The sequence below is a fragment of the Pseudomonas sp. Irchel 3E20 genome (assembly GCF_900187645.1).
Taxonomy (GTDB): domain Bacteria; phylum Pseudomonadota; class Gammaproteobacteria; order Pseudomonadales; family Pseudomonadaceae; genus Aquipseudomonas.
In genome coordinates this window covers 72,499-94,849 of record NZ_FYEE01000006.1, presented here as the reverse complement: position 1 = coordinate 94,849, position 22,351 = coordinate 72,499, and the positions used below count along the sequence as shown (strand labels likewise).

The window sequence follows — 22,351 nt, the reverse complement described above, 5'->3', positions numbered from 1 at the left end:
ACTCGCGGACAAGCCCGCTGGCCACGGTGCCTGTGGCGACAGGTGGGGACCTGATCGATGACAAAAGCAAAAACCGCCAAGCCCATGGAAGCGTCGCGCAGCCGTTCGCAGATCATCGTGCTGTTCATGGCCCTGATCGTGTTCATCGTGTTGTTGTTCGCCAACTTCGCCTACCTCAATACCCAGTCGAACTACGACAAGCAGTACATCGGCCACGCCGGTGAGCTGCGGGTGCTGTCCCAGCGCATCGCGAAGAACGCCACCGAGGCCGCCGCCGGCAAGGCTGCGGCGTTCAAGCTGCTCAGCGACGCGCGCAACGATTTTGCCCAGCGCTGGGGTTACCTGAAAAAAGGCGACCCGGCCACCGGCCTGCCCGGTGCGCCGTCGGCGGTGCGCCCGCAAATGCGCGCGGTGCAGCTCGACTGGGAGCGCCTGCTGAAAAACGCCGACGCCATCCTGTCCAGCGAACAGACCGTACTGTCGCTGCATCAGGTCGCCGCCACCCTGGCCGAAACCGTGCCGCAATTGCAGGTCGAATACGAAAAAGTCGTGGAGATCCTCCTGCAACGCGGCGCCCCGGCCGGACAAGTGGCCATGGCCCAGCGCCAATCGTTGCTGGCCGAGCGCATCCTGGGTGCAGTGAACACCGTGCTGGCGGGGGACGAAAACGCGGTGCAGGCCGCCGATGCCTTTGGCCGCGACGCCGCGCGCTTCGGCCAGGTGCTCAACGGCATGCTCCAGGGCAACACGCTGCTCAAGGTCAGCCAGGTCGAGGACCGCGACGCCCGCGCGCGGTTGGCGGAAATCGCCGAGTTGTTCCAGTTCGTCTCCGGCTCCGTGGACGAAATCCTCGAAACCTCGCCCGAGCTGTTCAAGGTCCGCGAGTCGGCGGGCAACATTTTCAACCTGTCCCAGACCCTGCTCGACGAAGCCTCGCTGCTGGCCAGCGGTTTCGAGAACCTGGCCGAGGGGCGCACCGTCAACGCGGTGGGCGGCTACGTGCTGGGCCTGCTGGCCTTGGCCTCGATCATCCTGATCGGCCTGGTGATGGTGCGCGAGACGAACCGCCAGTTGCGCGAAACGGCGCAGAAAAACGAACGCAACCAGAACGCGATCATGCGCCTGCTGGACGAAATCGCCGACCTCGCCGACGGCGACCTGACCGTGACCGCGTCGGTCACCGAGGACTTCACCGGCACCATCGCCGACTCGATCAACTATTCGGTGGACCAACTGCGCGACCTGGTGGCCACCATCAACCTCACCGCCGGCCTCGTCGCCGCCGCCGTGCAGGAAACCCAGGCCAACGCCATGCACCTGGCGCAGGCCTCGGAACACCAGGCCCAGCAGATCAGCGAGGCCTCGACCTCCATCAATGACATGGCCCGCTCCATCGACCAGGTCTCGGCCAATGCCGCCGAGTCCTCCGCAGTGGCCGAACGCTCGGTGGAAATCGCCAACAAGGGCAACGAGGTGGTGCACAACACCATCTACGGCATGGACAACATCCGCGAACAGATCCAGGACACCGCTAAACGGATCAAACGCTTGGGCGAGTCTTCCCAGGAAATCGGCGATATTGTCAGCTTGATCGACGATATTGCCGACCAAACCAACATACTCGCCCTCAACGCGGCGATCCAGGCCTCCATGGCCGGTGACGCCGGCCGCGGCTTTGCCGTGGTGGCCGACGAAGTGCAGCGCCTGGCCGAGCGTTCCTCGGCGGCGACCCGGCAGATCGAAACCCTGGTGCGGGCGATCCAGACCGACACCAACGAAGCGGTGATTTCCATGGAGCAGACCACCACCGAAGTGGTGCGTGGCGCCCGCTTGGCCCAGGACGCAGGCGTGGCCCTGGAAGAAATCGAAGGCGTGTCCAAGACCCTCGCGGCGCTGATCCAGAGCATTTCCAACGCGGCGCAGCAGCAAACCCTGTCGGCGGGGCAGATTTCCCTGACCATGAACGTGATCCAGCAGATCACCTCGCAAACCTCCTCCGGCTCCACCGCCACCGCCGAAAGCATTGGCAACCTGGCGAAAATGGCCAGCCAACTGCGCCGCTCGGTGTCGGGCTTTACCTTGCCCGCCGCCCCCGAGCCGGGCGTCGAGCACGCGTGAGGCCATGGTGATGGTCGACCGGCACGACTATGTGGGCCTGGAATGGGTCAAGGGTGAAATCGCCGAAACCCTCAAGCAAGCCCTGGCCGCCCTCGACAGCCTGGGCACCGAGGCCGGCGAGCACGATGCCGAGGCCCTCGAACGGTGCCTGGCAAGCGTTCATCAGGTCCACGGTTGCCTGCAGATGGTCGAGTTCTACGGCGCGGCGCTGCTGGCCGAAGAGATGGAACAACTGGCCCTGGCCGTGCAACAGGGCCGCGCCGGCCACCGCGACGAAGCCATCGGCCTGCTACGTCAGGCCCTGGTGCAGTTGCCGATCTACCTGGAGCGCGTGCAAAGCGCACGGCGCGACCTGCCCCTGGTGGTGCTGCCCCTGCTCAACGATTTGCGCAGCGCCCGGGGTGAAAGCCTGCTGTCGGAAACCAGCCTGTTCAGCCCGCAACTGCCGGTGATCCCCGCCCTGGACGACTATGCCCTGGCCCTGCTGGAGCCGCCCGACTTGCCCGTGGTACTGCGCAAATTGCGCCAGGGGCTGCAAACCGCGTTGGCGGGGTTGCTGCGCGAGCAGGACGACGACGCCAACCTGGCGCGCTTGGCCACCGTGTTTGGCCGGCTCCAGGCCTTGTGCCGCAATGCGCCGCTGGAGCCCTTGTGGCAAGTGGCGGCAGCGCTGGTGGACGGCATGCGCACAGGCAGTATCGGCAACAGCCCGGCCCTGCGCAGCCTGTTCAAGGACGCTGACCAAGAACTCAAGCGCTTGCTCGACCAGGGTATGGCCGGGGTCAACCAGCCCGCGCCGCCGCACTTGCTCACCAGCCTGTTGTTTTATATCGCCAAAGCCGAACATCCCAGCGGACAGATGCAGACCATGAAAGAAGCCTACGGACTCGACGACGCCTTGCCTGACAGCGCCGTGGTCGATGAAGAACGCGCGCGCCTGGCCGGGCCGGACCGCGACGCCATGCGCTCGGTGCTCGCCGCCCTGTGCGAGGAGTTGGTGCGGGTCAAGGAACGCCTGGACCTGTTCGTGCGCAGCGACCGCCAGCACACCTCGGACCTGGACAGCCTCCTGGCGCCGTTGCGGCAGATCGCCGACACCCTGGCGGTGCTGGGTTTCGGCCAGCCGCGCAAAGTGATAATCGACCAATTGGCGGTGGTGCAGAGCCTGGCCCAAGGCCAGCGCGAGCCCAACGACGCAGTGTTGATGGACGTCGCCGGGGCGCTGCTGTACGTCGAAGCCACACTGGCCGGGATGGTCGGCACCGTCGAGGCGCAGCGCCGCGAGGAAAGCCACCTGCCCACCACCGACCTGACCCAGATCCACCAATTGGTCATCAAGGAAGCCCAGGCCTGCCTGCAACAGGCCAAGGACATGATCGTCGACTACATCGACGGCGAATGGGACCGCAGCCAGGTCCAGGACCTGCCCGAGCTGCTGACCCAGGTGCGCGGCGCGTTGGCGATGATCCCCCTGAGCCGGGGCGCGGGCCTGCTGGAGGCCTGCAACGGCTTTGTCCGCGAGCATCTGCTGGGCAGCCCTACGCCGCCCGATTGGGAGCAACTGGAACACCTGGCCGACGCCCTGAGCAGCATCGAGTATTACCTTGAACGCCTCGACCAGGACCCGTTGGCCCCCGGCGAAACCGTGCTGGACGCGGCTGAAGAAAGCCTGGCGGCCCTCGGTTACCTGCCGGCCGAGCCCCATGTGCCGGTGCTGAGCCAACCCCTGAGCCCCAACGAAGCGCTGGTGATGCACGACTTGCAGGAACTGGACGACGCCGAGGTCGCCCAGTCCCTGGCCGATGTGCTGGCCGGGCCGGTGTCAAGCCTCAACCCGCCCGCGCGGCACACCCCCGGCAGCCTGCTGCCGCCGCCCACGGGCGAAGCGCCGGTGGACGAGGAGTTGCATGAGGTGTTCCTCGAAGAAACCGACGAAGTCCTCGAAGTGCTCCATGAATTTCTCCCGCAATGGCACGCCGACCCCACCGACGCTTCGGCCCTGAGCGAGCTGCGCCGCGCCTTCCACACCCTCAAGGGCAGCGGGCGCATGGTCCGTGCCCTGGTGCTGGGCGAACTGGCCTGGGCCGTGGAAAACCTGCTCAACCGCGTGCTGGAACACAGCGTCGAACCTTCGCCGGCGCTGCATCAGTTGCTCGACGAAGTGGTCAGCCTGCTGCCGCGCCTGATCGCCGATTTCGCCGCCCAGGCCCAGCGCCAGCGCGATGAGGTCGATCAACTGGCGGCCCGCGCCCATGCCCTGGCCCGGGGCGACCAAACCACGGTCGCCGCCCCGGCGGCGCTGGACCCGCAACTGCTGGAGATTTTCCGCACCGAGGCCCAGGCCCACCTCGACAGCCTCAACCGCTTTCTCGACCAGGCCGCCGAGCACCTGCCGTTGCAGGCCAGTGACGAATTGCAACGGGCCCTGCACACCCTCAAGGGCAGCGCCTCCATGGCCGGCGTGCTGCCGATGGCCGAGTTGGCCGCGCCCCTGGACCACTTGGCCCGCGAGTACAAGGCGCACCAGTTGCCCCTGGACCTGGACGAAGTGGAACTGCTGCTCGAAGCCGAAGGCCTGCTGCGCCGTGGTTTGAAGCACCTGCACCTGGACCCGTTGGCGCGCATCGAGGGGGCCGCGGCGTTGATCGAACGCACGCAAAAGCTTCTTGCCGAACGCCTGCAAGCCATCCTCAACGCCCCCAGTGGCGGCCTGCGGGTCAAGCGCGACCCGCAGCTCATCAGCAACTTCCTGGCCCAGGGCATGGACATCCTGCTCGACGCCGAAACCCTGTTGCAGCGTTGGCAGCAGCACCCCGGCGAGCGCCAGGAACTGAGTGCCCTGCTGGACGAACTGACCACCCTGGGCGAAGGCGCGCACCTGGCCGAGCTGCACCCGATGGATGAGCTGTGCGAGGCCCTGCTCGACCTCTACGGCGCCGTCGAAGAAAGCAGCCTGGCGGTCAGCGAAGCGTTTTTTCGCGAGGCCGACAGCGCCCACGAAGCCCTTATCAGCATGCTCGACCAATTGGCCGCCGGGCAGGAAATCAGCCCGCAACCGGCGCGGGTCAAGGCCCTGCGCGAGTTGCTCGGGCAAAGCCTGGACCCGTCCGCCACCGGGCTGATCCGCAGCGATGCCAACCGCACCCTGAGCATCAGCGACCTGGGCACCGCCACTGCCGAACTGGCGCACACCGCGCCGGTGGACGACGAGATCGTGGCGATCTTCCTCGATGAAGCGACGGACATCCTCGAAAGCGCCGGCCAGGCCCTGCAACGCTGGCTCGACGAACCGGACAACAGCGCGCCCTTGCAATCGCTGCAACGGGACCTGCATACCCTCAAGGGCGGTGCGCGCATGGCCAACGTGGCGCCGGTGGGCGACCTGGCCCATGAACTGCAAAGCCTCTACGAAGACCTGGTGGACCGGCGCTACGCCTACAGCCAGGAGCTGGCGCTGCTGTTGCAACACAGCCATGACCTGCTGGCGTTGCTGCTGGAAGACTTGCAGCAGCACCATCCCTTGGAAGACCCAGGGTTTTTGATCGACGCCATCCGCGATTTCCGCCAGCAGGCCGCCAGCCCTGCGGCGAGTGAGACCGTGGCCGAACCGGTGGCGGACAGCGCCGGGGCCGACCCGGAACTGCTGGAAATCTTCCTCGAAGAAGGCTTTGACATCATCGACAGCTCCGGCGCCGCGTTGCTGCGTTGGCAAGCCGAGCCGCATGGCCGCCAGGAACTGGAAACCCTGCTGCGTGACCTGCACACCCTCAAGGGCGGTGCGCGGATGGTCGAAATCGGCCCGATCGGCGACCTGGCCCATGAACTGGAATTTCTCTACGAAGGCCTCTCGGCCGGGCAATTGCTGCCCTCCCAGGAACTCTTCACCCTGTTGCAAAGCTGCCACGACCGCCTCGCCCAGATGCTCGAAGCGGCCCGCGCCGCCCGCCCGGTGCTGGCCGCCGACAGCCTGATTGAAGCCATCCGCAGCTTCGCCCAATGCCCCGTGGCGCCACCCGCCGCCGAACCCGCGCCCGCCGCCGTCGAGGTTGCACCGCCCGCTCCCCAGGAAACAAGCAGCGCCGACATGGTCAAGGTTTCGGCGCAACTGCTCGACGACCTCGTCAACCTGGCCGGCGAAACCTCGATCTTCCGTGGCCGCATCGAACAGCAGGTCAACGACGCCCGCACTGCCCTGGGCGAGATGGAAACCACCCTCGAACGCATGCGCGATCAACTGCGGCGCCTGGAAACCGAAACCCAGGCGCGCACCCTCGGCCAGCAGCAAATGGAGGCCGAGCACCAGGGCTACGAAGAATTCGACCCACTGGAAATGGACCGCCACTCCCTCTTGCAGCAACTGTCGCGGGCCTTGTCCGAGTCCGCCTCGGACCTGCTCGACCTCAAGGAAACCCTCGGCCGGCGCACCTACGACGCACAAAACCTGTTGCAGCAGCAGGGCCGGGTCAACACCGAGCTGCAAGAAGGCCTGATGGGCACGCGCATGGTGCCGTTCGAGCGCATGCTGCCGCGCCTCAAGCGCATCGTGCGCCAGGTGGCCGGCGAGTTGGGCAAGGACGTGGCCTTCGTGGTCGGCAACGCCCAGGGCGAGATGGACCGCAACGTGCTCGAACGCATGGTCGCCCCCCTGGAACACATGTTGCGCAACTCCGTCGACCATGGCCTGGAGGCCGCTGCGGTGCGCCTGGCCGCCGGCAAACCGGCCCAGGGGCGCATCACCCTGGACCTGTCTCACGAGGGCGGCGACATCGTCTTCGACATCCGCGACGACGGCGCCGGGGTGCCGCTCGAAGCGGTGCGGCGCAAGGCGATCAACCGCGGCCTGCTGGACCCCGCCGCCCAAATCAGCGACCGCGAAGTGCTGCAATTCATCCTGCAACCGGGGTTTTCCACCGCCGAAAAAATCACCCAGATTTCCGGGCGTGGCGTGGGCATGGACGTGGTCCACGAAGAAGTGCGGCAACTGGGCGGCAGCATGAGCATCGACTCCACTCCGGGCCTGGGCGTGCACTTTCGCATTCGTCTGCCGTTCACCCTGTCGGTCAACCAGGCCCTGATGGTGCAGTGCGTGGAGGAGCAATACGCGATCCCGCTCAACACCATCGAAGGCATCGTGCGGGTGCTGCCCAACGAGCTGGAGGCCTGCTACCAACTCGACGCGCCGCACTATGAATACGCCGGGCAGCGCTACGAGTTGTGCTACTTGGGCGAACTGCTCGGCACCGTCGCCCGACCGCGCTCGCTAGGGGAAAACCAGGCGCTGCCGGTGCTGTTGGTGCACGTTGACGAGCGGCGCATCGCGGTGCAGGTGGACGCCATGGCCGGCAGCCGCGAAATCGTGGTCAAGAGCCTGGGGCCGCAGTTCGCCGCCGTGCAGGGGCTGTCCGGGGCGACCATCCTGGGCGATGGCCGGGTGGTGCTGATCCTCGACCTGCTGGCCCATATGCGCGCCCTGCACACACGCCTGCCGCAACAGCGCAGCGGCGACGGCGCGGCGGGCGACAGCCAGGTACGCCGGCCCATGCTGGTGCTGGTGGTGGACGACTCGGTCACCGTGCGCAAAGTCACCAGCCGCTTGCTGGAACGCCACGGCATGAACGTCCTCACCGCCAAAGACGGCGTGGACGCCATGGCTCTGCTGGAAGAACACACCCCCGACCTGATGCTGCTGGACATCGAAATGCCGCGCATGGATGGCTTTGAAGTGGCCATCGCCGTGCGCAACCATCCGCGCCTGCAACAGCTGCCGATCATCATGATTACCTCGCGCACCGGCCAGAAACACCGCGACCGCGCCATGGCCATCGGCGTCAACGACTACCTGGGCAAGCCGTACCAGGAGTCGGTCTTGCTTGAAAGCATCGGCCTGTGGAGCAAACCCCATGCGTGACCACCGCGTCAGCAGCCTTACCGGGCTGCTCCTGCCCTTGGGCGACCGCCACCTGATCCTGCCCAACGTGGCCATCGCCGAACTGATCGACTACCAGCCCGGCACCTTCGACCTCGACACCCCGCCCTGGTACTTGGGCCGCGTGACCTGGCGGGACCGGCACATCCCGCTGCTGAGTTTTGAATCGGCCTGCGGGCAGAAAACCGTCATCGGCGAACGCGCCCGCATCGTCGTCCTCAACGCCCTGGGCGGCCATGCGGGCCTTAAATTTATTGGCCTGTTGGTGCAGGGCATCCCGCGCTCCTGCAAGCTCGACAGCCAACTGAGCTACGTGGACGTGCCCCTCTGCCCCCTGGAAAAAGCCGCCGTGCAAATCGCCGACCAAGTGGCCAAAGTCCCGGACTTGCCGGGGCTTGAGGCCTTGCTGGTGGAGGCGGGGTTGGTGGGGTAGGGGCATTGCCGGTTGATAAGTCCCAAAAAGGGACTTATCGTTCCCTTTTTGGGACTTATCGAGCATGGTCATGGAAAGTGCTTCACTCAGTGATGCCCTGTTTACTTCAACCCAGCAGAAAGTCCTGGGATTGCTCTTCAGCAGCCCCGAGCGCAGCTTCTACGCCAACGAAATCGCACGTTCGGCGCAGGTGGGTAGGGGCAGTCTGATGCGCGAACTGGAGCGGTTACTGGCGGCAGGTGTGCTGACCATGACCCGCCAGGGCAATCAGACCCACTATCAGGCCAACCCTGACTGCCCCATTTATGCCGAACTGCTTGGCATTGCCCGCAAGACCTTCGGCATCGCCCAACCTTTGCGCGCAGCCCTGGCGCCATTTGCCAAGCAGCTGACGTGGGCGTTCATTTACGGCTCTGTTGCCAAGAACCAGGTCAACTCATCCAGTGACATAGACCTGATGCTGATCGGCGAAGGGCTGCACTACAGTGACGTGATGGAACAGTTGATGCCACTCGAAGAGCAACTGGGCCGCCCGCTCAACCCTACGCTCTACACACCTCAAGACTGGGCCGCCAAATGGGCGGCGGGTAACAGCTTCGTAGAGCGGGTTGCACAGCAGGAGAAAATAAACCTGATAGGCAGTAACCCTTTGGAGGCCAAGGATGGGAAACCTCGAGAATCTTGAGAATCTGGTTCGCAGTGGCGGCTTGAAGGCTGAGCCGCCGGATCGTAAGGAATGTGAAGGGCTGATGCGTTCGGCCACGGATCGCTTGCGCGATGCACAGGTCAGCCAGCTCTCGTTTGCCAGCCGTTTTGACCTGGCCTACAACGCCGCGCACGCCATCGCGCTGACCGCGTTGCGCTTGTGCGGGTACCGTTCTGACAAGCGCTACCTGGTTTTCCAATGCCTGGCTCACACGATGGACGCGAGCAAGATTGCGGTGCGCCTGTTTGCGTTGTGCCATGAGCGGCGCAACCTTGCGGAGTACGAGGGGTATATGGATGAAGATCCCGCCCTGTTGGCGGAATTGTTGAGCCATGCCGAGCATCTGCGCGGGCAGGTACAGCAAGTGCTGGACCAGCTCTGATTTAAGCGTTTCCAAAGCGAGGCAGCGATGTATCACGGGGAAAGATTCAACGCCTGGAGCCATTTGCTCGGGGCGGTGGCGGCGTGTGTGGGGGCGGTGTGGTTGCTGGTGATCGCCAGCCTGGACGGCAGCCCCTGGAAGATTGTCAGCGTGGCGATCTACGGGTTCACGCTGTTGGTGCTGTACAGCGCCTCGACCGTGTACCACAGCGTGCGCGGGCGCAAGAAGGCGATCATGCAGAAGGTCGACCATTTTTCGATCTACCTGCTGATCGCCGGCAGCTACACCCCATTTTGCCTGGTGACCCTGCGCGGGCCGTGGGGTTGGACGTTGTTCGGGGTTGTCTGGGGGCTGGCGGTGATCGGCATTTTGCAGGAGATCAAGCCCCGCTCCGAGGCGCGGATTTTATCCATCGTGATTTACGCGGTGATGGGCTGGATCGTGCTGGTGGCGGTCAAGCCGTTGCTGGTGGCCCTGGGCCCCAGCGGTTTCGCCTGGTTGGCCTCGGGTGGGGTGCTGTACACCGTGGGCATCATCTTCTTCGCCCTCGATAGCCGTTTGCGCCACGCCCACGGCATTTGGCACCTGTTCGTCATGGGCGGCAGCTTGCTGCATTTCGTGGCGATTCTGTTTTACGTGCTCTAACCGCCGTCCTGTTTGCCACGCACTGCCCGCGTGCTACAGGCGTGCCAGGGCTTGGCGGGCGTTGTTGCTGACGATGTGCAGCAGGCTGCCCAGGGTGTGGGCCGGGGCTTCGTGGGCGCGGGTGACGGCGTAGAGGGTGATGGGCAGCGCCGGGGCGAGGGGGCGGATGCGGGTGGTGGCGGTGGAGGCGCCGAGGGCGGTGAAGGGGTCGATCACCGCCAGCCCCGCACCCGATTCGACCATGGCCCGGGCCAGGGAATAGGTCTGCACGGCAATGCGGATACGCGGCGCCGGTTCTACCGCTTCCAGGTAGCTGTCGAGCCGTGCCGCTAACGGGTCGGCGCTGGACAAACCAATCAACGGCGCATCTGCCAGGTCCATCAATGCCAGGGGCCGGCCCGCCGTGTCGGCCGGCCAGTAGTTGGCCGGGGCCAGTACCACCAGCACGCCCTCGGCCAGGGCCTGGGCCGTGAGCCCCGGGTGATCGGGGCTTTGCAGGGTCAAGGCAACATCGATTTCACGCATCAGCAGGTTTTGCGTCAGTTCGCGGCTGTGGGCGCTGGACAATTCGCAGGCGATGTCGGGGTAATGCTGCGTCCACTGGTGGATGGCCGGCGGCAGGATCGACAGGGCCAGCGCCGGCGTAGCGCCGATACGCAGGCTGTGGCCCGGTTCGCGGCGCAGGCTTTGGGCCAGGCGCCGCACCCCTTGCAGGCTTTCGCTGACCTTGCTGACCTCGCGCTCCAACTCCAGCGCTTCGGGGGTGGCGTGAAGCTTGCCGCGCACCCGCAAAAACAGCGGGAAGCCCAGCTGCAACTCGGCGTGTTGCAGCACTTTGGTCACCGCCGGTTGAGACACGTGCAGCAACTGCGCGGCGCCGCTGACCGAGCCGGTCTGGCGGATGGCCTGGAAAATCTCGATATGTCGCAAGCGCATGGCAAGTCCATAACCTTTGTTTATGGGTTGCCCATCTTTATTCATTGTCCCGCGCCTGTCACCCGGGCCTACCCTCAACGCCTGATTTATCCACAGGGCAAGGACTGACATGGCACAGCGGGTTTGCATCATCGGGGGCGGCGTGGTCGGCCTGGCAACGGCCTATGCGCTGGTGCGCGACGGCGTCGAGGTGACGCTGGTGGAGGCGCGCCAGGACCTGGGCGGGGAAGCCAGTTTCGCCAACGGCGGCCAGTTGTCCTACCGCTATGTCGCGCCCCTGGCCGATGCCGGCGTGCCCTTGCAAGCGTTGGGCTGGATGTTGCGCGCCGACTCCCCGCTCAAGCTGCGCCCGCGCCTGGACCCGGCGCAGTGGCGCTGGATGGGCGCGTTCCTGGCGGCGTGCCGCACCTCGGTCAACCGCCAGAACGCCGCCCACCTGCTGCGCCTGGCGCTGTTGAGCCAGCGCACCTTGAGCGACTGGCGCGAAGAAGACCTGCTGGGGGATTTCCACTGGCGGCGCAACGGCAAACTGGTGACCTTCCGCGATGCCTATAGCTTCGAGCGCGCCCGCCATGCGCTGATCGAGCCACAGCAGCAATTGGTGCTGTCGGATACCGAATGCGCCAGCCTGGAGCCGGCCCTGGCCCGCCGCGAACTGGTGGGCGGCATCTATACCCCGGAGGAAGAGGTTGGCGACTGCCACGCCTTTTGCCAACAACTGCTGGCCCGGCTCCAGGCTTCGCGCAGTTGCACCTTGCGCCTGGGCCAAGCGGTCACCGGGTTGCGCCACGCCGGCGGGGTGGTGCAGGCCATCGAGCTGGGCGACGAGGTGCTGGCGGTGGAACACCTGGTGATCGCCGCCGGGCACCGTAGCCCGCTGTTGCGCCTGCCCGGCGTGCAGATGCCGCTGTACCCGCTCAAGGGCTACAGCCTGACGGTGCCGATTGGCCCGCAGCACCGCGCGCCCCAGTTGAGCATCACCGATTACGACCGCAAGATCGTCTACGCGCGGCTCGGCCAGCAATTACGGGTGGCGGCGATGGTGGATATCGTCGGCTTCGACCCGGCCCTGGACCCCAAACGCCTGGCCCTGATAAAGCGCCAGGCCCGCGAGACGTTCCCCGAGGCCGGCGATTATGAGGCCGCCATCGAGTGGGCCGGCATGCGCCCGGCCACGCCCAATGGCGTGCCGCTGATCGGCGCCACGGCGTACCGCAACCTGTGGCTCAACCTCGGCCACGGTGCGCTGGGCTTTACCCTGGCCTGTGCCAGCGGGCGTTTGCTCAGTGAATTGATCGGTGGGCGCAGGCCCGCCATCGACATGCAAGGCCTCACGCCCCGCGCGGCGTGAGCCTTGGTTCCGCGAAAAACCACAACGGAGAATAACAATGCAAAAAATCACGTTGATCGGTTGTGCCCTGGCCTTCTGCGCCCCGTTGCACGCCAACGAAGCCCCCCTGGCGGGCACCCTGGGCAAAATCGCCGGCGCCCAGAGCATCACCCTGGGCTACCGCGACGCCTCGGTGCCGTTTTCCTACGTGGGCGACCACAGCGGCCAACCCATGGGTTACTCCGTCGATCTGGCGGCCAAAGTGGTTGAACGGGTGCGCAACAAGCTGGATATGCCCAAGCTCAAGGTCAAGTACAACCTGGTTACCTCGCAAACCCGCATCCCCTTGGTGCAGAACGGCACCGTGGACCTGGAGTGCGGCTCCACCGGCGTCACCGCCGAGCGGCAGAAGCAGGTGGCGTTCTCTTACGGTTTTATCTACGTCAAAGGCCAGTTGCTCACCGCCAGAGACAGCGGCATCCAGGGTTTTGCCGACCTGCGCGGCAAGAACGTGGTGACCACGGCGGGCACCACCAACGAGCGTTACCTGAAGAACTACAACGCTGAAAACACCATGGGCATGGCGGTGATTAGCGCCAAGGACCACGGCGAAGCCTTCCAAATGCTGGAAACCGGCCGCGCCCAGGCGTTTTACATGGACGACGCGCTGCTCTACGGCGAACGGGCCAAGGCCCGCGACCCGCACAAGTGGGTGGTGGTGGGCGAGGAACAATCGCGGGAAATCTACAGCTGCATGCTGCGCAAGGACGACCCGCAGTTCCTCGCCCTGGTCAACGACACCCTGGGCGAGTTGTACCGCTCGGGGGAAATCCACGGGATCTACCAACGCTGGTTCGAGCAACCCATCCCGCCCAAGGGCCTGAACCTGGAATTCCCCATGACCCGCGAGCTCAAGGCGCTGATTGCGGCGCCGACGAGTGAGCCGGTGCAGTAGGGCTGCGGGAGAAAGCCTACGTGGCAGCGGGCTGCGAGAGCCTAGAAATCACCCCACAACTGCTGCGCCACCGCCAGGGCGACCACGGGGGCGGTTTCGGTGCGCAGCACCCGTGGGCCGAGGCGGGCGGCGTGGAAGTCGGCCTGGCGGGCCTGTGCCACTTCGCCATCGGTCAAACCGCCCTCGGGGCCGATGAGAAAGGCCAGCGAAGCGGGTTTGGCGTGGCTGAGCAACGGCTCGGCCACCGGGTGCAGCACCAGTTTCAGCGCGGCGTCGGCCTGTTTGAGCCAGTCGGCCAGCAGCAGCGGCGGGTGAATTACCGGCACCCGCGAGCGCCCGCATTGTTCGCAGGCGCTGATGGCCACCTGGCGCCAATGCAGCAGGCGCTTGTCGGCGCGTTCGTCCTTGAGGCGCACTTCGCAGCGCTCGGTGAAAATCGGCGTGATCTCATTGGCCCCAAGCTCGGTGGCCTTCTGGACTGCCCAATCCATGCGTTCGCCCCGGGACAGGCCCTGGCCCAGGTGGATGTGCAGCGGCGATTCTTCTTGCCCGGCAAAGCGCTCGGTGACCTGCACACGTACGCGCTTCTTGCCGACTTCCACCAGGCTGGCGCGAAACTCCAGGCCCGAGCCGTCGAACAACTGCAACCCGTCGCCTTCGGCCATGCGCAGCACGCGGCTGATGTAGTGCGCCTGGGCCTCGGGCAGTTCGTGCTCGCCGAGGCTCAGCGGGGTGTCGGTAAAGAAGCGGGACAGTCTCATGGGTGGGTCTCTGTAATTCATGTGGATCAGGTGAAGGCCCTGCGGGTCTTATCGCGAGCGGGCTCGCTTTCACCGGGAACGGCGCGGGCCTTTGTGGGAGCGAGCCTGCTCGCGATGGCGGCCGCCCCGGCCCCACAAAAATAAAGGTGAACTCAATCAACCCGGATCACGAAACCCCGGGTGGAAGTTTTCCGGCACTGCCACGCTCACTGTGCTGCGGGTGGCGATGTCGATGCCTTCGCTGGCCACCTCGGCGAGGAAGTCGATCTGCTCGGGGGTAATCACGTAGGGCGGCAGGAAATACACCACGCTGCCCAGCGGGCGCAACAGGGCGCCGCGCTCCAGGGCGTGCTGGAACACCTTCAGGCCACGGCGTTCCTGCCACGGGTAGGCGGTTTTGCTGGCCTTGTCCTGAACCATCTCGATGGCCAGCACCATGCCGGTCTGGCGCACTTCGGCCACGTGGGGGTGGTCGGCCAGGTGCGCGGTGGAGGTGGCCATGCGCCGGGCCAGGGCCTTGTTGTGCTCGATGACGTTGTCTTGCTCGAAAATATCCAGGGTCGCCAGCGCCGCCGCACAGGCCAGCGGGTTGCCGGTGTAGCTGTGGGAATGGAGGAAGGCGCGCAGGGTCGGGTAGTCGTCGTAGAAGGCGCTGTACACCTCATCGGTGGTGACGCACGCCGCCAGTGGCAGGTAGCCGCCGGTCAGGGCCTTGGACAGGCACAGGAAATCCGGGCGGATGCCGGCCTGTTCGCAGGCGAACATCGTGCCCGTGCGGCCAAAACCCACGGCGATTTCGTCGAGGATCAGGTGCACGCCGTAGCGGTCGCAGGCCTCGCGCAGCAGCGTCAGGTACACCGGGTGGTACATGCGCATGCCGCCCGCGCCCTGGATCAACGGCTCGACGATCACCGCCGCCACGCTGGCATGGTGCTCGGCCAGGGTCTGCTCCATGGCGGCGAACATCGTGCGTGAGTGTTCTTCCCAGCTCACGCCTTCGGGGCGCAGGTAGCAGTCGGGGCTGGGCACCTTGAGGGTGTCTAGCAGCAGGGCCTTGTAGGTTTCGGTGAACAGCGGCACATCGCCCACCGACATCGCCGCCATGGTTTCGCCGTGGTAGCTGTTGGTCAGCGTGACGAAGCGCTTCTTGGTCGGCTGGCCGCGGTTGAGCCAGTAGTGAAAGCTCATTTTCAGCGCTACTTCGATGCAGGATGACCCGTTATCGGCGTAGAAGCACCGCGTCAGGCCTTCGGGCGTCATCTTCACCAGGCGTTCGGACAGCTCAATCACCGGTTGGTGGCTGAACCCGGCCAGGATCACGTGTTCGAGTTGGTCGACCTGGTCCTTGATGCGCTGGTTGATGCGCGGGTTGGCGTGGCCGAACACGTTGACCCACCAGGAGCTGACCGCGTCCAGGTAGCGCTTGCCTTCGAAATCTTCCAGCCACACACCTTCACCGCGCTTGATCGGGATCAGCGGCAGCTGCTCGTGGTCTTTCATCTGGGTGCACGGGTGCCACAACACCGCGAGGTCGCGCTGCATCCACTGATTATTCAGACCCATTGGGGCTCTCCTGGAGGCGGTCCGGGACATACACGGACAAACAATCGCGCAAGCCTATGCAATGCGTGGGCGCGGGACAACCCATAGCGCGCCGGGCGCGGCGATAGACGTCGCTGGCGGGCGTCTGATGCCTGACGTATCCTTCGCCGCTCTGTGAGCCGTCTGGCTTAAAAATCGGAATTTTCCTCGTTCAATACCGGAGTTCGCTGAATGTCTGCTGGTTGGCTGCGCGCCTGTGCGCTGGTGGTGATAGGGCTGTTCAGCGTGAGTGCGCTGGCCAAGGACAAGCAACCGACGGCGATTGTGATCGGCGGTGGCCTGGCGGGCCTGACGGCGGCGTACGAGCTGCAAAACAAAGGTTGGCAGGTGACCTTGCTCGAAGCGCGGCCGAACCTGGGCGGGCGCTCCGGCATGGCCACCAGCGAGTGGATCGGCAACAGCAAGACCCAACCGGTGCTGAACCAGTACGTGGACGCTTTCAAACTGGGCACCACGCCCGCGCCGGAGTTTGTGCGTACCCCGGGCTACCTGATCGACGGCACCTACTTCAGCGTCGCCGACCTGGCCACCAAGCAACCGGCCACCGCCGAGGCGCTCAAGCGCTACGAGGCCACCCTCGATGACCTGGCGCGCTCGATCACCGACCCGCTCAACCCCTCGGCCAATAGCACCCTGCATGCCCTGGACCAGATCAACGTGTCCAACTGGCTCGACCGTTTGCAACTGCCGGCCACCGCGCGGCAACTGGTCAACCAGCAGATCCGCAGCCGCTACGACGAACCGTCGCGCCTGTCGCTGCTGTATTTCGCCCAGCAAAGCCGCGTCTACCGTGGCGTGGCCGACCGCGACCAGCGCGCCTCGCGCCTGCTCGGCGGCAGCCCGGTGCTGGCCCAGGCGTTCGTCAAGCAGCTGAAAACCATCAAAACCGCCTCGCCGGTGTCGGCCATCGTCCAGGGCAAGGACGGCGTCACCGTCAAGGTCGGTAGCGTCGGCTACCAGGCCGACTACGTGGTGCTGGCCGTGCCGCTGCGGGCGCTGGCCAAGATCCAGATGACCCCGGCCCTGGACGCCGTGCATCAGGGCGCCATCAAGGGCACCAACTACGGCTGGCGCGACCAGATCATGCTCAAGTTCAAGACCCCGGTGTGGGAGAGCAAGGCGCGGATGTCCGGCGAGGTGTACAGCAACGCCGGCCTGGGCATGCTGTGGATCGAGCCTGCGCTCAAGGGCGGCGCCAACGTGGTGATTAACCTGTCCGGCGACAACGCGCGGATCATGCAGGCCTTTGGCGACAAACAGATCGCCGACCAGGTGCTGATCCGCCTGCACGCTTTTTATCCACAGGCCCGTGGCGCGTTCACTGGCTATGAAATCCGCCGCTACAGCACCGACCCGTCCACCGGCGGCGCCTACCTGGCCTTTGGCCCGGGGCAGATCAGCAAATACTGGCGCCTGTGGGAGCGGCCGATCCAGCGCGTTGCCTTTGCCGGCGAGCACACCGATGCCCTCTACCCCGGCACCCTGGAAGGCGCACTGCGCAGCGGCCAGCGCGCAGCGAGCCAGGTCCAGGACCTGGCGGCGGGCAAGTCGTTCGACCCGGTAAAAGCGGCCCCTGTGGTGGCGGCTGCGGCGGCCGGTGCGGCGACGGCCAGCAAGGGTAACTTCTTCAGCAATATGTTCGGCGGCTCGTCCGACAAGCCTGCCGAGAAGAAAGCAGAGCCGGCCAAGGCCGAGGCGAAAGCCGAAGCGGGCAAGCCCGGGTTCTTCTCGCGGATGTTCGGCGGTGGCGACAAAGCTCCGGCCAAGGCGCCAGAGCCCGCGGTTGCACCGGTGGCCCCGGCTCCAGCTCCGGTGGCTGCCCCGGCCCCGGTGGAAGCGCCCAAACCTGTGGTGCCGGCCAAAGCCGAGCCGGTGAAAAAAGCCCCGGCCAAGGCCCAACCGGCGAAAAAACCACCGGTCAAAAAAGCCCCGGCCAAACCGGCCCCCGCGAAAAAGGCCCCGGCCAAGGTCGAACCGGCGAAAAAAGCCGTCGCCAAACCGGCGGCTGAGGCCAAGGCGCAGTAACCCTTCCCAACGTTCCCATGTGCCCGCATGGGAACGTGCTCCCTTTGTAGCAAGCGGGCTCGCCCGCGCTGGGGTGCGCATGTACCCCACGGTTTTTTCGGCCGCTTTGCGCCCAAGCGAGCGAGCCCGCTGGCTACGACGGCCCGTCATAAACCCGCTGTTAATCTTGCGTTAACGAGCCCGGCTCAGACTCTTGATCGTTTTTCTCGATCATTTAAAGCCAAATTTTCCGCTTTAAATCGATAGATAACGGGTTAACCTTGCCCGCAGTTCCCACAGGATTGGCAATCAATGCAGTTACGTAATTCTTCTTCCCGTTATGGCTGGGTCAGTATTTTCATGCACTGGGGTGTGGCGCTGGCGGTTTTCGGCCTGTTCGCCCTGGGCTTGTGGATGGTTGGCCTGGACTACTACAGCACGTGGCGCAAAGACGCGCCGGATTTGCACAAGAGCATTGGCCTGACGCTGTTCGCCGTCATGCTGCTGCGGGTGGTGTGGCGCTTTGTCAGCCCGCCACCGCCGACGTTGAGCAGCTATAGCCGCCTGACGCGGCTGGGTGCCAAGGTCGGCCATTCGTTCCTGTACCTGAGCCTGTTCGCCGTGATGATTGCCGGTTACCTGATTTCCACCGCAGACGGCGCGGGCATTGCGGTGTTTGGCCTGTTTGAAGTGCCGGCGCTGGTGTCTGGCTTGCCGGACCAGGCGGACGTGGCCGGTGTCGTGCATCTATATCTGGCCTGGGCGCTGGTGGTTTTCGCCGGTTTGCACGCCCTGGCTGCCCTCAAGCACCACTTTATCGATCGTGACGCGACCCTGGCTCGTATGCTGGGGCGCAAAGCCTGATGTTCAACCTGGACTCCAAAGGAATAGAAAATATGTTGAAGAAGACTCTCGCCGCTCTGGCAATCGGTACTGCACTGTTGTCGGCCGGTCAGGCGATGGCCGCCGACTACAAGATCGACAAGGAAGGCCAGCACGCCTTCATCGATTGGAAAATCAGCCACCTGGGCTATAGCTTCATCCACGGCACCTTCAAAGACTGGGACGGTTCGTTCTCTTGGGATGCGGCCAAGCCAGAAGCCAGCAAAATCGACGTCACCCTGAAAACCGCCAGCCTGTGGAGCAACCACGCCGAGCGTGACAAGCACATCGCCAGCAAAGACTTCCTCGATGTAAGCAAGTACCCAGAGGCCAAGTTCGTCTCCACCGCGGTGAAAACCACCGGCGAGAAAACCGCTGACGTGACTGGCGACCTGACCCTGCACGGCGTGACCAAGCCCGTGGTTATCAAGGCCACTTTCAACGGCGAAGGCAAAGACCCATGGGGCGGCCAGCGTGCCGGCTTCAACGGCAGCACCACCCTGAACCTGAACGATTTCGGCATCAAAGGCCCGGGCCCAAGTTCCCAGACCCTGGACCTGGATATCTCGCTGGAAGGCGTGCAAGTGAAGTAAGGCCCCGGCCTTGAAACGAAAAAGCCCCCGGTTGTGAGACCGGGGGCTTTTTTGTGCGGCTCAAATTCCACTGAGCGCCAGTGGAACCTGTGTGGGAGCGGGCATCAAGCAGGCACTTTGCCGATGCCTACAAAAACTCAGCGGTTGCGGGTCAGCAGCGCTGGTTTTTCGCCGCGTGGGCGGCCTGGTAGTTGATCCAATTGCTCTGGAGTCAGCGAGCGATCGCTTTTGGACTCCTTGTGGATGATTTTCGGTGCCGGGCCGCTGCGTGGGTTTTGTACGGCCGGTTCCGACAAGCGTGGCTGGTCGTCACGGGCCGGGCGGCGGTTGCGTGATTCCTCGCGGCGGGCCTGGCCGTCACGTGGGGCGCCGTTGCGCGGGCCGCTGCGTTTGGCGGGGGCGGTGCCGGTGGTGGTGCCGCTGCCATTGCGTGGGCTGCCGGGGCGTGCCGCGCCACCGCTGCGGGGGGCGGCAGCGCCGGTTGCGCTGCCCTGGGCCGGAGCACCCGGACGACGGCCGCGACCCTGGGCAGGTTTCTGCTGGGGCACGTAGTCGACGCGGTTGCCGAAGTTGTCGATGTCGTCGTCCAGGAACTCGTCCGGGGCGCGGTCGGCGGCCCGTGGTGGCTGGCTCGGCTGGCGCTGTTCGCGGGCCGGAGTGCCTTCACGGGGTTTTTGTTCGCGGGCCGGGCGTTCGCCACGGGCAGCGGCGGGTTTTTCCTTGCCGCCCTTGTCCTTGCCTTTGTCCTTGCGACCACCGCCGCCACCGCCGCCGTTCGGGCCATCGCCACGCGGGCCACGGGGGTTGCGCGGGTTACGAACGTCCGGGCGCTCGCGCACTTCCGGTTTTTCGGCTTCCACCGTGCTGGCGTCAAAACCCATCAGGTCGCCGTCGGCGATTTTCTGCTTGGTCATGCGCTCGATGCTTTTGAGCAGCTTTTCTTCGTCCGGCGCGACCAGCGAGATCGCCTCGCCCGAGCGACCGGCGCGGCCGGTACGGCCGATGCGGTGCACGTAGTCTTCGTCAACGTTGGGCAGCTCGAAGTTGACCACGTGGGGCAACTGGTCGATGTCCAGGCCGCGAGCGGCGATATCGGTGGCCACCAGGATGCGCACTTCACCGGCCTTGAAGTCGGCCAGGGCTTTGGTGCGGGCGTTCTGGCTCTTGTTGCCGTGGATGGCGACGGCGCTCAGGCCGTGTTTGTCCAGGTACTCGGCCAAGCGGTTGGCGCCGTGCTTGGTGCGGGTGAAGACCAGGACCTGTTCCCAGGCGCCAGCGGTAATCAGGTGGGCCAGCAATGCACGCTTGTGGCTGGCGGGCAGGCGGAATACCCGTTGCTCGATGCGCTCGACCGTGGTGTTGGGCGGCGTGACTTCGATGCGCTCGGGGTTGTGCAGCAGCTTGCCGGCCAGGTCGGTGATGTCCTTGGAGAACGTCGCCGAGAACAGCAGGTTCTGGCGCTTGCTGGGCAGGCGCGCGAGAACTTTCTTCACGTCATGGACAAAGCCCATGTCGAGCATGCGGTCGGCTTCGTCCAGCACGAGGATTTCAACGTGGGACAAGTCAACGCTGCCCTGGCCGCATAGGTCGAGCAAACGACCGGGGCATGCCACCAGCACGTCAACACCGCGGGACATGGCCTGAACCTGCGGGTTCATGCCGACGCCGCCGAAGATGCAGGCGCTGACGAACTTGAGGTCGCGGGCATAGAGCTTGAAGCTCTCGTGCACCTGGGCGGCCAGTTCGCGGGTGGGGGTCAGGACCAGGACGCGCGGTTGGCGCGGGCCGTGACGCTGGGATTTGTCCGGGTGACCGTTGGGGAACAACCGCTCCAGGATCGGGAGGGCGAAACCGCCGGTTTTACCAGTACCTGTCTGTGCCGCAACCATGAGGTCGCGACCTTGCAACACGGCGGGAATGGCCCGCTGTTGCACCGGAGTAGGCTCGGTATAGCCCGCCGCTTCGATGGCACGGACTAAAGCCTCGGAGAGACCGAGGGAAGCAAAGGACATGAGTAATCCTGTTTTAGTTAGGGCTTGGCCCAGAGGGATAGTCTTGCCGGGTGCGAATCACGTTTAAGGGGACGAGATCCCGTCCGGTCCAGCTCGAACCTGGCGCCTCGTGCAGCGCTCGCGCGGGCTCTGTGGCTGCGCTGTAGCGGTGTTGGGAGGCGTGTTGCTAGGTCCGGTGTCCGGGCGTCAGCCTGGCGGAAAGGCCGCAGTATAACAGAGCAATCACTGCGCGCTGCTTTCCTGCTGCTCAACGGTGCCTGGCGCCCGTTGCAGGGGGATGCCCGGTTCGCTGGCCAGGATATGCATGCTGGCGTATTTGGCGCTCAGTTCAGCGTAGGCCGGCTCTTGCTTGAAGCGCTTGAGCTCCGCGCCAAAGCGTTGCACCAGCAGGTCCATGCCGGCACTGCGGCGCACCGCGAGGAACTGGCTGTTGCTGCTCACAACCTTGGGTTGCTGGCTGATCTGGTCGTTGAGTTGCAGTTCGTTGACCACCAATTGCCCGACGCGGCGGTCGGTGATGAGCATGTCGATGCGCCCGCGCAGCAGTTTGCCGAAGTTGGCTTCGTGGCTGGGCGCCGGCTCGCGGGTGAACAGGTTGGAGGTGCTGAACTGCGTGCTGTACAGGTAGCCGGGCGAGGTGCCGATGGTCAGGCCGCGCAGGTCGTCGAGGCTGTCGAAACGGTGGGGGCGGGCGTTGGCATAGAACAGGACGAATTCCACTTCGGACAGTGGCTCGCTGGGGTATAGCAGGGTAAGTTCGCGTTCGGCGCTGTGGAAGATGTCCAGGGCGCCGTCGGCCTGGCCCAGTTCCAGCATCGCCAGGCAGCGTTTCCAAGGCAGAAATTGCCACTCCACCTCGATCTCCAGGCGCTTGAACACGATGGCCGTGGTTTCGTAGTCCAGGCCAAGGGCCACGCCGTTTTCCTCGTACACGTAAGGCGCCCAGGGCTCGGTGACAATACGGATTTTCTCGCCCCGGGCGCTAAAGCTCAGGCAAGTGATGAGAAGGGCGACGAGTAACTGCGCAATCACGGGCATGCCTTGAGATTACGACGAGATATGGCAA

The 22,351-nt window shown here is 65.1% G+C and carries 16 protein-coding genes; 11 read left to right on the top strand and 5 right to left on the bottom strand.

Annotated elements, in window-relative coordinates; translation table 11 throughout:
• Window positions 1-57 precede the first annotated feature (57 nt).
• From CKW13_RS13285 to CKW13_RS13260, 6 genes are all read left to right on the top strand, one after another.
• Window positions 58-2,118: a methyl-accepting chemotaxis protein gene (locus CKW13_RS13285; protein ID WP_095109081.1), complete on the top strand. Its 2,061-nt coding sequence runs from the start codon at window positions 58-60 to the stop codon at window positions 2,116-2,118.
• A 10-nt stretch (window positions 2,119-2,128) separates the two neighbouring features.
• Window positions 2,129-8,026 carry an Hpt domain-containing protein gene (locus CKW13_RS13280; RefSeq protein ID WP_095109285.1) on the top strand — a complete coding sequence of 1,966 codons (5,898 nt, stop codon included), beginning with the start codon at window positions 2,129-2,131 and terminating at the stop codon, window positions 8,024-8,026.
• Entirely contained in the window at window positions 8,019-8,477 is a 459-nt protein-coding gene (locus tag CKW13_RS13275; RefSeq protein ID WP_095109080.1) for a chemotaxis protein CheW, read from the top strand. The genes CKW13_RS13280 and CKW13_RS13275 overlap by 8 nt, the downstream gene beginning before the upstream one ends.
• A gap of 70 nt (window positions 8,478-8,547) precedes the next feature.
• On the top strand, window positions 8,548-9,162 hold the full coding sequence (locus CKW13_RS13270) for a transcriptional regulator (protein ID WP_095109079.1): 615 nt from the start codon (window positions 8,548-8,550) through the stop codon (window positions 9,160-9,162).
• Entirely contained in the window at window positions 9,140-9,565 is a 426-nt protein-coding gene (locus CKW13_RS13265) for a hypothetical protein (protein WP_095109078.1), read from the top strand. Before CKW13_RS13270 ends, CKW13_RS13265 begins: the two co-directional genes overlap by 23 nt.
• Window positions 9,566-9,592: 27 nt before the next feature.
• The gene (locus CKW13_RS13260; protein ID WP_095109077.1) at window positions 9,593-10,210 is read left to right on the top strand and encodes a hemolysin III family protein; all 618 of its coding nucleotides are present in this window, start codon (window positions 9,593-9,595) and stop codon (window positions 10,208-10,210) included.
• Between the two features lie 33 nt (window positions 10,211-10,243).
• Here the strand turns inward: CKW13_RS13260 and CKW13_RS13255 are convergent, their stop codons facing one another.
• A complete protein-coding gene (locus CKW13_RS13255; RefSeq protein ID WP_095109076.1) occupies window positions 10,244-11,146 on the bottom strand; it encodes a LysR substrate-binding domain-containing protein in 903 nt (300 codons plus the stop codon).
• 109 nt (window positions 11,147-11,255) lie between these two features.
• Between CKW13_RS13255 and CKW13_RS13250 the strand changes: the two genes are divergently transcribed.
• On the top strand, window positions 11,256-12,497 hold the full coding sequence (locus CKW13_RS13250) for a D-amino acid dehydrogenase (RefSeq protein ID WP_095109075.1): 1,242 nt from the start codon (window positions 11,256-11,258) through the stop codon (window positions 12,495-12,497).
• 37 nt (window positions 12,498-12,534) lie between these two features.
• A complete protein-coding gene (locus CKW13_RS13245) occupies window positions 12,535-13,431 on the top strand; it encodes a transporter substrate-binding domain-containing protein (RefSeq protein ID WP_095109074.1) in 897 nt (298 codons plus the stop codon).
• A gap of 41 nt (window positions 13,432-13,472) precedes the next feature.
• On the opposite strand, the gene CKW13_RS13240 is transcribed toward CKW13_RS13245, so the two are convergent.
• Both CKW13_RS13240 and CKW13_RS13235 read right to left on the bottom strand, forming a co-directional pair.
• Window positions 13,473-14,192, bottom strand: a complete 720-nt coding sequence (locus tag CKW13_RS13240; protein WP_095109073.1) for a 16S rRNA (uracil(1498)-N(3))-methyltransferase — start codon at window positions 14,190-14,192, stop codon at window positions 13,473-13,475.
• 156 nt (window positions 14,193-14,348) lie between these two features.
• Window positions 14,349-15,755 carry an adenosylmethionine--8-amino-7-oxononanoate transaminase gene (locus CKW13_RS13235; protein WP_095109072.1) on the bottom strand — a complete coding sequence of 469 codons (1,407 nt, stop codon included), beginning with the start codon at window positions 15,753-15,755 and terminating at the stop codon, window positions 14,349-14,351.
• Between the two features lie 210 nt (window positions 15,756-15,965).
• Here CKW13_RS13235 and CKW13_RS13230 point away from each other — a divergent pair, with 210 nt between their 5' ends.
• The 3 genes from CKW13_RS13230 (at window position 15,966) to CKW13_RS13220 (ending at window position 19,273) form a co-directional block, all read left to right on the top strand.
• Window positions 15,966-17,819 carry a flavin monoamine oxidase family protein gene (locus tag CKW13_RS13230; RefSeq protein ID WP_095109071.1) on the top strand — a complete coding sequence of 618 codons (1,854 nt, stop codon included), beginning with the start codon at window positions 15,966-15,968 and terminating at the stop codon, window positions 17,817-17,819.
• 291 nt (window positions 17,820-18,110) lie between these two features.
• Entirely contained in the window at window positions 18,111-18,662 is a 552-nt protein-coding gene (locus CKW13_RS13225; RefSeq protein WP_095109070.1) for a cytochrome b, read from the top strand.
• Window positions 18,663-18,694: 32 nt separating this feature from the next.
• Window positions 18,695-19,273 (top strand): YceI family protein, encoded by a 579-nt coding sequence (locus tag CKW13_RS13220; protein ID WP_095109069.1) that lies wholly within the window; start codon window positions 18,695-18,697, stop codon window positions 19,271-19,273.
• A 137-nt stretch (window positions 19,274-19,410) separates the two neighbouring features.
• On the opposite strand, the gene CKW13_RS13215 is transcribed toward CKW13_RS13220, so the two are convergent.
• Both CKW13_RS13215 and CKW13_RS13210 read right to left on the bottom strand, forming a co-directional pair.
• Window positions 19,411-21,285 carry a DEAD/DEAH box helicase gene (locus CKW13_RS13215; RefSeq protein ID WP_095109068.1) on the bottom strand — a complete coding sequence of 625 codons (1,875 nt, stop codon included), beginning with the start codon at window positions 21,283-21,285 and terminating at the stop codon, window positions 19,411-19,413.
• Between the two features lie 222 nt (window positions 21,286-21,507).
• A complete protein-coding gene (locus CKW13_RS13210; protein ID WP_095109067.1) occupies window positions 21,508-22,323 on the bottom strand; it encodes an ABC transporter substrate-binding protein in 816 nt (271 codons plus the stop codon).
• Window positions 22,324-22,351 lie beyond the last annotated feature (28 nt).